This is a genomic window from Kribbella sp. NPDC051718, assembly GCF_040681515.1.
Taxonomy (GTDB): domain Bacteria; phylum Actinomycetota; class Actinomycetes; order Propionibacteriales; family Kribbellaceae; genus Kribbella.
In genome coordinates this window covers 277399-290112 of sequence record NZ_JBFAYZ010000008.1, presented here as the reverse complement: position 1 = coordinate 290112, position 12714 = coordinate 277399, and the positions used below count along the sequence as shown (strand labels likewise).

The following is a 12714-nucleotide window of genomic DNA, read 5'->3' as shown; positions in this document are numbered from 1 at the left end:
TGATCAGCGACCGGACAGCTGCTCGACGACCTTGAGCAGTGCTGAGTGGTCCAGCGATCCGTTGCCTTGGGCACGTGCTGAGGCGACTAGCTGGGCGACGATGCCGGTGACGGGCAATGAGACTCCCGCGGCGCGGGCGGATGCCAGGGCGATACCCATGTCCTTGTGGTGCAAGTCGATCCGGAAGCCGGGCTCGAACTGGCGGGCCAGCATCGAGGCGGACTTCAGATCGAGGATCCGGTTGCCGGCCAAGCCACCGGCCAGTACTTCGAGCCCGCGCTCACCGTCGACGCCCGAAGCCTCCAGGAGCACAATCGCCTCACTGACCAGCGCGATGATGCCGGCCACCATCAATTGGTTCGCCGCCTTCACCGTCTGACCGGCGCCGTGTCCGCCGACATGCACGATGGTCCGACCGAGGTCCTCGAAGATCGGCCGCGCCGACGCGAAGTCTTCCGCCGAACCACCGACCATGATCGACAACGACGCCTTGATCGCGCCTTGCTCGCCACCGCTCACCGGCGCGTCCAACACCCGTACTCCGCGCGCCGCGCCCTCGGCAGCAACAGCTAGCGAGGTCTCCGGTGCGATCGAACTCATGTCGATCAGCAAAACCCCCGGTGCGGCCGCCTCGAGCACCCCGCCCGGCCCGAGGACGACCTCCGAGACCTGCGGTGAGTCGGGCAGCATTGTGATGACGACCTCCGCGCCGTCCACTGCCGAGGCGATGTCCGGCGCGGGCTTGCCACCGGCCTGCAACAGCTTCTCGACGGACGCGGGGACTACGTCGTACCCGGTGATCTCTTGCCCGGCCGTGATCAGGTTCGCAGCCATGTGCGAGCCCATGATGCCGAGCCCGATGAATCCGATCTTCGCCATACTGCTTGCCCTTCTGCTGGACGAGGAGTGGGGAAGGGGGGAGGGGAGGGGTCAGTGCACGAGCAGTTGGTCGAGGGCCTCGCGCATCAGCCGGGCGGTCTCGCTCGGCGTCTTGCCGACCTTGACGCCGACGGCTTCGAGCGCCTCGTGCTTGGCGGCCGCGGTACCGGACGAGCCGGACACGATCGCGCCCGCGTGCCCCATCGTCTTGCCTTCGGGTGCGGTGAAGCCGGCCACATAACCAACTACGGGTTTCGTAACATATGAGCTGATGAACGCGGCCGCGCGTTCCTCCGCGTCACCGCCGATCTCGCCGATCATCACGATCGCCTCGGTCTCGGGATCGTCCTGGAACGCCCGCAGCGCGTCGATGTGCGTCGTCCCGATGATCGGGTCGCCGCCGATCCCGATCGCCGTCGTGAAGCCGTACTCCCGCAGCTCGTACATCATCTGGTACGTCAGCGTGCCCGACTTCGACACCAACCCGATCCGGCCCGGCCCGGCGATGTCCGCCGGAATGATCCCGGCGTTCGCCTTGCCGGGACTGATCAGCCCGGGGGAGTTGGGCCCGATGATCCGCGTCGTGCCGGATGCCTCGGCGTGTGCGAAGAAAGCAGCGGTGTCATGAACCGGCACACCCTCGGTGATCACCACCACCAAAGGGATCCCGGCGTCGATCGCCTCGATCACCGCGCCCTTGGTGAAGCGCGGCGGGACGAAGACGATCGACACGTCCGCGCCGGTGGACTTCACTGCATCGGCACACGAGCCGTAGACCGGGATCGACCGCTTGGCGAAGTCGACCGACTGGCCGCCCTTGCCCGGCGTCACGCCGCCGACGATATTGGTGCCTGCGGCAAGCATTCGCGAAGTGTGCTTCTGCCCCTCGGCGCCGGTCATGCCCTGCACGACGACCCTGCTGTTCTCGGTCAAGAAGATTGCCATGTCCGTGCCTCCTAAGCAGCCAGCTCGGCGGCGCGGTCCGCGGCGCCGTCCATGGTGTCGACCACCGTCACCAGCGGGTGGTTCGCCTGCGCGAGGATCCGCCGGCCCTCGTCCACGTTGTTGCCGTCCAGCCGGACGACGAGCGGTTTGTTCGCCTGGTCGCCGAGCAGCTCCAGCGCCTGCACGATGCCGTTCGAGACCGCGTCGCAGGCGGTGATCCCGCCGAACACGTTCACGAACACACTGCGCACCTGCGGATCGCCGAGGATGATGCTCAGCCCGTTCTTCATCACCTCGGCCGACGCGCCGCCACCGATGTCGAGGAAGTTCGCCGGCTTCACCCCGCCGTGCGCTTCACCGGCGTACGCGACCACGTCGAGCGTCGACATCACCAGCCCGGCCCCGTTTCCGATGATGCCGACCGAGCCGTCGAGCTTGACGTAGTTCAGCCCCTTCTCGGCGGCCGCGACCTCCAGCGGATCCCCGTCGGCCTTGTCCTCGAAGGCTGCGTGGTCGGGATGCCGGAACGCCGCGTTCTCGTCCAGCGTCACCTTCCCGTCGAGCGCCTCCAGCGATCCGTCGGCCAGCTTCACCAGCGGATTCACCTCGACCAGCGAAGCATCCTCCTTGATGAACACGTCCCACAAAGCCCGTACTACGGAAGCCGCCTCCGCGGGGAATCCCGCAGCAGCCACGATCTCGGCAGCCTTCGCCTCGTCGACCCCAGTGGCCGGATCGATCGACACCTTGGCGATCGCGTCCGGGTTGGAGTGCGCGACCTCCTCGATCTCGACGCCGCCCTCGGTGCTCGCGATGCACAGGTAACTGCGGTTCGCCCGATCCACCAGGAAGGAGAAGTAGTACTCCTCGGCGATCTCCGCAGCCGGGGCGAGCAACACCCGACGCACGGTGTGTCCCTTGATGTCCATGCCGAGGATGTCGCGGGCACGCTCGGTCGCCTCGGCCGGCGTGGTGGCCAGCTTGACTCCACCCGCCTTGCCCCGGCCGCCTGCCTTCACCTGGGCCTTCACGACTACCCGGCCGCCGAGGTCTTCCGCGGCCGCGGCGGCGTCGGCCGCGTCCTCGATGACTCGCCCGAGAGTGACCGGAACGCCGTGCCGGGCGAAGAGTTCTTTGGCTTGGTACTCCATCAGGTCCATGCAGACGACTGTATTCTGTATGCACTCCTATCACAAGACCTTCTCAACTCTGGACAACCGCCACCGCGGAGGAGTACCAAGAACACATACGGTATGCAGTAGTCAGGAGGCGCTGATGACAGCACGCGACGTGAGAGACGTGTACGGCCGCCAGTACCGGGTCGGTGAGGACCCGCGAGAACTCACCGGCCATCCGAGGCGGTGGCAGCTGTGGGCCGCCTGGGCTTGCATGGTGGCGATCAGCCCTCTGCAGTACTCCTTCGGCTCGGCGGTTCTCGACCTGCAGGGCAACCGTGGCTGGGGTTTCGTCCAGACGATGTGGCTGCTGGCGATCTTCGTCGCCTGCCAGGCGCTCGTCGCGATCCCAGCAGCGTGGCTCCAGCGGATACGCCGGGCCTCGCCGACCCAGCTCGTAGTACTGGGTGGTGTTTTTGCTGCCGCCGGTCTGGCGACCCTGGCACATGCCGGTAGCTATGCGGCTGTGGTGGCTGGATATGCGTTGATCGGTGGAGTCGGGGCCGGCCTTGTGTACGCCGCCTGCATCACGACCGCCGGTCGATGGTTCCCGGACAAGCGGGTCGCCACGATCGGGTTCGTGACGGGTGGCTTCGCGGTCGGTGCGGTACCGAGCATCGCGCTGCTGACCATCTTCGACTCGTCGGCCGGACATCGCGTGGTCTTCGACCTCGCCGCTGCAGTGGCTTTGCTGGTGGTGCTGACGGCAGGCGGTGTACTGAAGGATCCGCCGCGGCATTGGTGGCCGGCTGACCTCGAACCGCAGTCCTGGGCGATCGACCGCAAACTCAATCGCAGTATCCCGAACAACATCCCCGCGGCGCGGCACTATCGCCCTGGTGAGGCGATGCGTACCGGCGCGCTGCCGCTGATGTGGCTGACCCTCGCACTCTGTACTGCGCTGTCGCTGTTCGGCATCGCATTCGTCGTCAGCTATGCGATGCAGGCTGAGCTGGGTCTGGCCGTCGCCGGGTTCGCAGCCGGATTGCTTGCCGCAGTCAACGGTCTTGGTCGATCGTTCGCGGGTCACCTATCGGAGCAGTTCGGTCGTCGGCGAGTGCTGGCGGCGGTACTGATGATCGAAGGTCTCGCTCATGTCGGACTCGTGCTGGCGGGCGAGTCCGGCGTCGGGTGGGCATTCGTGTTCTGCGCGATGTTCGCCGGCCTCGGCGGTGGCGCCTTCTACGCGATCATGGCGAACCTGGTGCTGGAGTTCTTCGGCGAGAACAGCCTGCTGCAGAACCACGCGATCCTCTACAGCGCCAAGGCGTTCGGCGGTCTGGTGGGCATCGGAGTGACGGCCAGTCTGGTCGAGGCGATCGGCTATCGGCCGGTCTTCCTGATCGCCGGCTTCCTCGGCCTCGGTACGGCGATGACGGTCCGGTTCCTCAAACAGCCCGGCCGGCCGTCGCTGACCGTCCGGCGTCAGTTGGGGACTCCGGTCGCCGGAGTAGTCCGGCCGGGCGAGTGAGCCAGGCGGAGTACGGCCGGATGGCGCGGCCCGAGCCGTGCGTACTGGAGCTCGTCTCCAAGCTGGCCAGGGAACCATGGACGGATCGGCCGGCCTGCGTCCACCCCGTCCTCGGATCGATCGCCCGGATGGTCCACGACCACAGTACGAAGGCCGGGCGACGAGCCCTTCTGCCCTTCGCCCCGGACTTCCTGCAGACGGCAAGTGTTGGCTACGAAGGATCGGCCCGCCTGGTGGCGCTCTGTACGTCGACGGCCCTCGCAACCGCCGAGGAGTTGGTCGAGGACGAACGAAGACGCTTGTCCAACGCCCGCCGTACGGCGCTCTTTCTACTCGGTACTGCGGATGAACCGGCCGGCCCGGCCAGATGGTGGCTGCCCGCGCTGAATCGGTTCGCGCTAGGCGAGCCGTTCTACCGCACTTTCGTCGCCCCCGAACAAGCTGCCGAAGCCGTGGCCGTCACCGCGCGAACGGCAGACGACATCCGGCTCCGTCAGCTGTTGAAGCAGTGTCTAGCGGTTCAGGGGGCTCGGCGGCCTGGTGCGCCCAGCCCCTCGTGGTCCGCGTCGCCCGTCGCCCAGAGATTGTGGTTGTAGTCGTCGTCCGGGATGGCCACCAGCTCCTGCAAGCGCGGCGGACCGACCTGCTCCTCGAGTCGCCGCAGGTCCGTCGAGCACCTGGTCACGTCGTCGATCAGGCGCAGTACGTCGAGATGCGCGCCGAGCTGATTCCGTAAGCCCGCAAGGGCTTTCTCAAGATTCTGTACCGCGCGACGGGTCTGGCCGAGTTCGTCGTGGATCGACATGGCAACTCCCTGCTGAGCTCTGGACAAGGTGATCGGCAGTGCGGTATGACTACGACTACCAAATACTGTATGCAATCTACAGGCTGATAATCCAGCACGGCCTTCCTCTGAGGAGATGACTGCCAGATGGCCCAGACAGTGTCCGAAACGAACGCGGTTGCCCAGGTGACCGAGCCGGAGCCGAGCACCGCCACCATCTCGGGTGGGCATCTGGTGGCGAAGGCCCTCAAGGCCGAGGGCATCGACGTGATCTTCACCCTCTGCGGTGGACACATCATCGACATCTACGACGGCTGCGTCGACGAGGGCATCGCCGTCGTCGACGTCCGGCACGAGCAGGTCGCGGCCCACGCCGCCGACGGCTACGCCCGGATGACCGGCAAGCCCGGTTGCGCCGTCGTCACCGCCGGCCCCGGTACCACCGACGCCGTCACCGGTGTCGCGAACGCCTTCCGCGCGGAGAGCCCGATGCTGCTGATCGGCGGCCAGGGCGCGCTGAACCAGCACAAGATGGGCTCACTGCAGGACCTCCCGCACGTCGACATGATGACGCCGATCACCAAGTTCGCCGCCACCGTGCCGCACACCGCGCGGGTGGCCGACATGGTCTCGATGGCGTTCCGCGAGTGCTACAACGGCGCTCCGGGTCCGTCGTTCCTGGAGATCCCGCGCGACATCCTGGACAACTCGGTCCCGGTCGAGTCGGCGACGATCCCCGAGGCCGGCCGGTACCGCGCGTCGACCAAGAGCATCGGCGACCCGGCGAGCATCGAGGCGCTGGCCGACCTGATCTCCCGGGCGGAGAAGCCGGTCGTCCTGCTCGGCACCCAGGTCTGGACCGCTCGCGGCAGCGACGCGGCGATCGACTTCGTGCGCCAGCTGAACATCCCGGCGTTCATGAACGGCTCGGCGCGTGGCACGCTGCCGCCCGGCGACCCGCACCACTTCCACCTGTCCCGCCGGTACGGCTTCAACAACGCCGACCTGATCCTGATCGTCGGCACGCCGTTCGACTTCCGGATGGGCTACGGCCGCCGGCTGCCGAAGGGCGCGACCGTGGTCCAGATCGACATGGACTACCGCACCGTCGGCAAGAACCGCGACATCGACCTCGGCCTGGTCGGCGACCCGGGCGCGATCCTGGCCGCCGTCACCCAGGCCTCCTCGGGCCGGATCGCGAAGGCCGGTGACCGCAAGGCGTGGTTCAACGAGTTGCGGGCCGAGGAGGACGCGGCGTACCAGAAGCGGCTGCCGCGGCAACTGTCGGACGCCAACCCGATCCACCCGCTGCGGCTCGCGCACGAGATCAACGAGTTCCTCACCGAGGACTCGATCTACATCGGCGACGGCGGCGACATCGTCACCTTCTCGGGTGGCGTAGTACAGCCGAAGTCGCCCGGCCACTGGATGGACCCGGGTCCGCTCGGCACCATCGGCGTCGGCATCCCGTTCGTGATGGCGGCCAAGTACGCCCGGCCGGACAAGGAGGTCGTCGCGCTGTTCGGTGACGGTGCCTTCTCGCTGACCGGGTGGGACTTCGAGACGCTGGTGCGGTTCAAGCTGCCGTTCGTCGGTGTGGTCGGCAACAACTCGTCGATGAACCAGATCCGGTACGGGCAGGAAGCGAAGTACGGGCACGACCGCGGCCGGATCGGCAACACGCTCGGCGACGTCAAGTACGACCAGTTCGCGAAGATGCTCGGCGGCTACGGCGAAGAGGTCCGCGACCCCAAGGACATCGGGCCGGCCATGCAGCGGGCCCGCGAGTCGGGGCTGCCGTCGCTGATCAACGTGTGGGTCGACCCGGACGCGTACGCGCCCGGAACCATGAACCAGACCATGTACAAGTAGCGGAGGACCCTTATGCCCAAGGCCCTTGACGGTGTTCGCGTACTGGACATGACGCATGTGCAGTCGGGACCGTCCTGCACCCAGATCCTCGCCTGGCTCGGCGCCGACGTGATCAAGCTCGAGGCCCCGACCGGCGACATCACCCGCCAGCAGTTGCGCGACCTGCCCGACGTCGACAGCCTCTACTTCACGATGCTCAACTGCAACAAGCGCAGCATCACCCTGAACATGAAGTCCGAACGGGGCAAGGAGATCTTCACCGACCTGGTGAAGAACTCCGACATCCTGGTGGAGAACTTCGCGCCCGGCGCGATCGACCGGATGGGCTTCACCTGGGACCGGCTCCAGCTGATCAACCCGGAGCTGATCTACGCCTCGATCAAGGGCTTCGGCCCGGGCCGGTACGAGGACTTCAAGGCCTACGAGGTGGTCGCCCAGGCGATGGGCGGCGCGATGAGCACGACCGGGTTCGAGGACGGCCCGCCGACCGCCACCGGAGCTCAGATCGGTGACTCCGGCACCGGCATCCACCTGGTCGCCGGCATCCTCGCCGCCCTGTACCAGCGGGTCTCCACCGGCAAGGGCCAGCGCGTCTCGGTGGCCATGCAGGAGGCGGTACTGAACCTCAGCCGGGTCAAGTTGCGGGACCAGCAGAGGCTGGCGCACGGTCCGCTGAAGGAGTACCCGAACGACAACTTCGGCGACGAGGTACCGCGCTCGGGCAACGCGTCCGGCGGCGGTCAGCCCGGGTGGGCGGTCCGGACCGCGCCCGGCGGCCCGAACGACTTTATCTACGTGATCGTCCAGCCGCCCGGCTGGGCCCCGATCGCTTCGCTGATCGGCAAGCCCGAGCTGGCCGACGACCCGGACTGGAACACGCCGGCTGCCCGGCTCGACAAGCTGGACAAGATGTTCGGGCTGATCGAGCAGTGGACCGAGCAGCACACCAAGTTCGAGGTGATGGAGAAGCTGAACGCGCTGAACGTGCCGTGCGGTCCGATCCTGTCCACCAAGGAACTGATCGAGGACGAGACGCTGGCCGAGCTCGGCGCCGTCGTCGAGGTGAAGCACCCGCAGCGCGGCACCTTCAAGACGGTCGGCTGCCCGATCAAGCTGTCCGACTCGCCTGTCCAGGTGGAGACCTCACCGGGCTTGGGCGAACACAACTCCGCGATCTACGGCGGCCTGGGCATCGATACCGCCGAACTCGAAGAGCTCAAGGCCGCCGGCGTCGTCTGAACGCCGAACACACACCCCTTCTGAGGAGCTTCAGGCATGACATATGACAAGGCAGCTGTCCAGACCGTCCTCGATCAGGCGCTGGCGGAAGGCCGGACCTCGCTGAGCGCACCCGAGGCCAAGCTGGTCGCGGACGCGTACGGCATCCCGACCCCGGGTGAGGGGCTGGCTACGACTGCCGAGGGGGCCGCGGCGCTGGCGGCTGAGATCGGCTTCCCGGTCGTGCTGAAGATCGTTTCGCCGGACATCCTGCACAAGACCGAGGCCGGTGGCGTGGTGGTCGGCGTCGACAGCGCCGAGGCCGCGGTCACGGCGTACGAGCGGATCATCGCGAACGCTCACGCGTATGACGCGGACGCTGAGATCACCGGCGTACAGGTGCAGAAGATGCTGGTCACCGGGGGTGACGTGCAGGAGGTGATCGTCGGGTCGGTCACCGACGAGACCTTCGGCAAGATCGTCGCCTTCGGGCTGGGTGGCGTCCTGGTCGAGGTGCTCAAAGACGTCACCTTCCGGCTGGCGCCGACCTCCCCGTCAGAAGCGCGCTCCATGGTGGACGGCATCAGTGCGCACGAGATGCTGAACGGTGTCCGGGGCTCGAAGCCGGTCGACAAGGACGCGATCGCGGCCATCATCAGCAAGCTGTCCGACCTGGTCGAAGACTTCCCGCAGTTCGCGGAGGTCGATCTCAACCCGGTGCTGGCCGGGCCGGACGGCGCCACCGCGGTCGACTTCCGGATCATCGTGGACGCCGAGGCCGGCAAGCCGGTCGAGCGCTACACCCAGGACGAGATCCTGACCGCGATGACCCGGATCATGAAGCCGCGCGCGGTGGCGGTGATCGGGGCGTCCAACGAGGACGGCAAGATCGGCAACTCGGTGATGAAGAACCTCGTCAACGGCGGTTACAAGGGTGACATCTACCCGGTCAATCCGAAGGGCGGCGAGGTCCTCGGGCTGAAGGCCTTCCCTTCGATCACCGACATCCCGGGTGACGTGGATGTCGCGGTGTTCGCCGTACCGGCCAAGTTCGTCGGTGGGGCGCTCGAGCAGTGCGGGCAGAAGGGGGTGGCGGGCGCGATCCTGATCCCGTCCGGGTTCGCCGAGACCGGTGAGCAGGAGCTGCAGGACGAGGTCGTCGCGATCGCCCGCAAGCACGGCGTACGGATCCTCGGGCCGAACATCTACGGCTACTACTACCTGCCGGAGAACCTCTGCGCGACGTTCTGTACGCCGTACGACGTGAAGGGCAGTGTCGCGCTCTCATCGCAGAGCGGGGGGATCGGGATGGCCATCCTCGGCTTCAGCCGGTCCAGCCGGATGGGCGTCTCCGCGATCGTTGGGGTAGGCAACAAGGCCGATATCGACGAGGATGACCTCCTGACGTTCTTCGAGACCGATGACAACACCAACCTGATCGCCATGCACCTAGAGGATCTCAAGGACGGCCGGGCCTTCGCCGAGACGGCCGCGCGGGTGTCGAAGAAGAAGCCGGTCGTCGTGCTGAAGGCCGGCCGGACGAGCGCGGGCGCCAAGGCGGCCAGCTCGCACACCGGCGCGCTGGCCGGCAACGACAAGGTCTACGACGACATCCTGCGGCAGAGCGGCGTGGTCCGCGCGCCGGGGCTGAACGAGATGCTCCAGTACGCCCGGGGCATCCCGCTGCTGCCGACGCCGAAGGGCGAGAACGTCGTCATCATCACCGGCGCGGGCGGCTCGGGTGTCCTGCTTTCGGACGCCTGCGTCGACAACGGGCTGCAGCTGATGACGATCCCGCCGGATCTGGACGCGGCGTTCAAGAAGTTCATCCCGCCGTTCGGGGCGGCCGGCAACCCGGTCGACATCACCGGCGGCGAGCCGCCGTCGACGTACCGGAACACGGTCGCGCTCGGGCTCGAGGACGACCGGATCCACGCCCTGATCCTGGGCTACTGGCACACGATCGTGACGCCGCCGATGGTGTTCGCGAAGCTCGTCTCCGAGGTGGTCGAGGAGTACCGGGCCAAGGGCATCGACAAGCCGGTCGTCGCATCGCTGTCGGGTGACGTGGAGGTCGAGGAAGCAAGTCAGTACCTGTTCGAACACGGGGTAGTCGCATATCCGTACACCACCGAGACACCGGTCCAGGTGCTCGGTGCCAAGTACCGCTGGGCCCGGAACGCGGGTTCATTGCAGTAGTCACACCACCCCACAGTTGGCGTCGATCTAAGGAGTCCGCCTTGGACGTCACAAGCAAGACCTCAGAAGTACCCGAAGAGCCCGCGGCAGCGGCAGTCACCGAACGGGTCTGGAAGGCCGGCCGGCTCGAACCGATGCCGATCCGGCCGCTACCGCCCGCACCGCCATCTCTGCACATCCTCGGTCCGACCGTCTTCCTGGTCGCGCTGGGCGTCGGCATGGGTGAGTCCTACATGTGGCCCCGGCTCGTCCTGGTGTTCGGTCCGGACATCCGCTGGCTGTTCATGGTCGGTGTCACCCTGCAGGCGTTCGTGCTGCTGGAGATGGCCCGGTACGCGATGGCGACCGGAGAGAGCATCTTCTTCGGTGCCGCTCGGGTGTTCAAACCGCTGATGTGGTTCTTCTATGTCGCGGCGATCCTGATCTACATCTGGCCGGGCCACCTCTCGGCCGGCGCGGCGGCGTTCGAAGAGATAACCGGCATACCTTGGCAGGCGACCGCCTGTGTCTGTCTGGTGTTCGTCGGGATCCTGTTCAGCCTGCTGTCGGTGATCTACAACTTCCTCGAGAAGCTGCTCGGCCTGCTGATCGGCTTCCTGGTGGTCGGTACCTCGATCATCGCGGCGATCGTCGGCAGCTGGGACGACCTGGCTCAGACGCTGTCCGGCATGTTCGCGATCGGCTTCCTGCCGGACAAGGCACTGACGGAGGCGTGGTTCCCGATCCTGGTCGGCTCGATCGCCTTCGCCGGCCCGTCGGGCATGCAGCAGATGTGGTACACGCTGCAACTGCGCGACAGCGGTGCCGGGATGGGCGCGCACATCCCGAAGGTCCGTGGGCTGCGGACGTCGGGCGAGGCGGAGGCGATGCCGTCGCGCGGCTACATGTTCGACACCGAGGACCCCGAGGAGATGAAGAAGTGGAGGGGCTGGCGCAAGTGGGTCACCTTCGACGCGCTGCTGCTCTTCTGGGGTATCACGATGCTGGTGACGATCTCGTTCACCGTGCTGGCGATGTCGGCGGCGCGGCAGAATCCGAACGTGGCGTCGCTGATCGAGGGTGGTGACCGGGAGGCGGCGTTGAAGGCGATGTCCGACTCGTTCGCCTCGGCGGGCAGTCCGATCCTGGGTACCTTGTTCTTCGCCTTCATCGCGTTGATCGGGCTGAATGCGACGTTGGGTCTGTTCGACTCGTTCTCGCGGGGTCAGGCGGACATGACGTACTACTTCATCCCGGGCGCCAAACGGTTCTCGATGTCGAAGCTGTACGCCGGGTTCCTCTGGGGCGTGATCACGTTCGGCATCCTGATCTTGTTGTTCGGGCCGGCCGACGGTCCGGCGGGCATCCTGGATGTGCTCGCGTTCTTGTCGACCTTCGCGATGGGTGCCTATTGCATCGTGTTGCTCCTGGTGAACAACAAGATGCTGCCCAAGCCGATCCGGCCGGGACCGGTGCGCAACGTCATCATCGGGTTCGGCGCGGTCTTCTACCTGGGCATGCTGTTCTACAGCCTGGTGCGCTTCGGCGTGGTCGTGGGCTGATCATGGACAGGTTGAAGATCCGGCAGCTGGCAGAGTTCTCGTTGCCCGCGGCCACCGTGGGAGTAGCAGCCGGGTTCGTCGCAGGTGGGTTGGCCGCGTTCGTCGGCCGGCCCATCGGCTGGGCGATCGTCACCGGCCTCGGCCTGGCTGTCCCGCTAGTGCTCTTCGGCGTCGGGTACGCCGTACTACTTGCCCTCGGCAAGCTTCCCGCCGGCGTATTCGCTCCCGCGGCCGTCTACTGGGTGATCGGCTTCCCACTAGCCCTGCTGGTCCACGCCGTAGTCACCGAATGGTCGGTCACCGGCACGCCCGGCATGCCCGCCGAACCCTGGAAGTTCCTGGCCTTCCGTGCCCTGTTGAGCATGGGATTCGCCATCGGCTTCCTCTGGATGCACGAACAACTAGGCCGCCACTGGTGGCCCCGCATCACCACCCACAACCCCTACGCCCGCAAGGTAGTCGCCGACTACATCCACCTGGCCGACTCCCTGGCAGCCCGCAAAGCCGCCACAACCCGCTCCCGCAAACCCAACCAACGCACCGTCTGACCCACACCACCTGCCCACCCACCCACCTGCCCACCTGCCCACCATCTGAGGGGTTAACCCCTCAGATGGTGGGTTGCCCCAT

11 protein-coding genes are annotated in these 12714 nt (G+C 66.7%); 7 read left to right on the top strand and 4 right to left on the bottom strand.

What is annotated here, in order from left to right; all coding sequences use genetic code 11:
* Window positions 1–3: 3 nt before the first annotated feature.
* From AB0M15_RS29215 to sucC, 3 genes are read right to left on the bottom strand one after another with little or no spacing between them, the layout of a single operon-like run.
* Window positions 4–879, bottom strand: coding sequence for a 2-hydroxy-3-oxopropionate reductase (locus AB0M15_RS29215; protein ID WP_363824679.1), 876 nt, complete (start codon window positions 877–879; stop codon window positions 4–6).
* Window positions 880–930: 51 nt separating this feature from the next.
* Window positions 931–1824: a succinate--CoA ligase subunit alpha gene (gene sucD / locus AB0M15_RS29210; RefSeq protein ID WP_363824677.1), complete on the bottom strand. Its 894-nt coding sequence runs from the start codon at window positions 1822–1824 to the stop codon at window positions 931–933.
* Between the two features lie 11 nt (window positions 1825–1835).
* Window positions 1836–2984, bottom strand: a complete 1149-nt coding sequence (gene sucC / locus AB0M15_RS29205; protein WP_363824675.1) for an ADP-forming succinate--CoA ligase subunit beta — start codon at window positions 2982–2984, stop codon at window positions 1836–1838.
* Window positions 2985–3099: 115 nt separating this feature from the next.
* Between sucC and AB0M15_RS29200 the strand changes: the two genes are divergently transcribed.
* Both AB0M15_RS29200 and AB0M15_RS29195 read left to right on the top strand, forming a co-directional pair.
* Complete coding sequence (locus tag AB0M15_RS29200) at window positions 3100–4470, top strand: OFA family MFS transporter (protein WP_363824673.1); 1371 nt, start codon at window positions 3100–3102, stop codon at window positions 4468–4470.
* A complete protein-coding gene (locus AB0M15_RS29195; RefSeq protein WP_363824671.1) occupies window positions 4467–5066 on the top strand; it encodes a hypothetical protein in 600 nt (199 codons plus the stop codon). Before AB0M15_RS29200 ends, AB0M15_RS29195 begins: the two co-directional genes overlap by 4 nt.
* Here AB0M15_RS29195 and AB0M15_RS29190 read toward each other — a convergent pair.
* Window positions 4991–5275, bottom strand: coding sequence for a hypothetical protein (locus AB0M15_RS29190; RefSeq protein WP_363824669.1), 285 nt, complete (start codon window positions 5273–5275; stop codon window positions 4991–4993). The two genes, AB0M15_RS29195 and AB0M15_RS29190, sit on opposite strands and share 76 nt — an antisense overlap.
* A gap of 126 nt (window positions 5276–5401) precedes the next feature.
* Between AB0M15_RS29190 and AB0M15_RS29185 the strand changes: the two genes are divergently transcribed.
* The 5 genes from AB0M15_RS29185 to AB0M15_RS29165 are packed head-to-tail and all read left to right on the top strand — an operon-like array spanning window position 5402 to window position 12632.
* Window positions 5402–7126 (top strand): thiamine pyrophosphate-binding protein, encoded by a 1725-nt coding sequence (locus AB0M15_RS29185; protein WP_363824667.1) that lies wholly within the window; start codon window positions 5402–5404, stop codon window positions 7124–7126.
* Between the two features lie 12 nt (window positions 7127–7138).
* Window positions 7139–8365, top strand: coding sequence for a formyl-CoA transferase (frc, locus tag AB0M15_RS29180; protein WP_363824665.1), 1227 nt, complete (start codon window positions 7139–7141; stop codon window positions 8363–8365).
* A 36-nt stretch (window positions 8366–8401) separates the two neighbouring features.
* Entirely contained in the window at window positions 8402–10543 is a 2142-nt protein-coding gene (locus AB0M15_RS29175; protein WP_363824663.1) for an acetate--CoA ligase family protein, read from the top strand.
* A 41-nt stretch (window positions 10544–10584) separates the two neighbouring features.
* Window positions 10585–12084, top strand: a complete 1500-nt coding sequence (locus AB0M15_RS29170; protein ID WP_363824661.1) for an Nramp family divalent metal transporter — start codon at window positions 10585–10587, stop codon at window positions 12082–12084.
* Window positions 12085–12086: 2 nt separating this feature from the next.
* Window positions 12087–12632 (top strand): hypothetical protein, encoded by a 546-nt coding sequence (locus AB0M15_RS29165; RefSeq protein WP_363824659.1) that lies wholly within the window; start codon window positions 12087–12089, stop codon window positions 12630–12632.
* The last annotated feature ends 82 nt before the right edge of the window (window positions 12633–12714 follow it).

What these genes read in the sequence shown, in the direction of transcription:
- sucD (WP_363824677.1), bottom strand. Translation starts at nt 1,824, where the DNA reads ATGGCAATCTTCTTGACCGAGAACAGCAGGGTCGTCGTGCAGGGCATG.
- AB0M15_RS29165 (WP_363824659.1), top strand. Translation starts at nt 12,087, where the DNA reads ATGGACAGGTTGAAGATCCGGCAGCTGGCAGAGTTCTCGTTGCCCGCG.
- AB0M15_RS29175 (WP_363824663.1), top strand. Translation starts at nt 8,402, where the DNA reads ATGACATATGACAAGGCAGCTGTCCAGACCGTCCTCGATCAGGCGCTG.
- AB0M15_RS29200 (WP_363824673.1), top strand. Translation starts at nt 3,100, where the DNA reads ATGACAGCACGCGACGTGAGAGACGTGTACGGCCGCCAGTACCGGGTC.
- AB0M15_RS29190 (WP_363824669.1), bottom strand. Translation starts at nt 5,275, where the DNA reads ATGTCGATCCACGACGAACTCGGCCAGACCCGTCGCGCGGTACAGAAT.
- AB0M15_RS29185 (WP_363824667.1), top strand. Translation starts at nt 5,402, where the DNA reads ATGGCCCAGACAGTGTCCGAAACGAACGCGGTTGCCCAGGTGACCGAG.
- sucC (WP_363824675.1), bottom strand. Translation starts at nt 2,984, where the DNA reads ATGGACCTGATGGAGTACCAAGCCAAAGAACTCTTCGCCCGGCACGGC.
- AB0M15_RS29215 (WP_363824679.1), bottom strand. Translation starts at nt 879, where the DNA reads ATGGCGAAGATCGGATTCATCGGGCTCGGCATCATGGGCTCGCACATG.
- frc (WP_363824665.1), top strand. Translation starts at nt 7,139, where the DNA reads ATGCCCAAGGCCCTTGACGGTGTTCGCGTACTGGACATGACGCATGTG.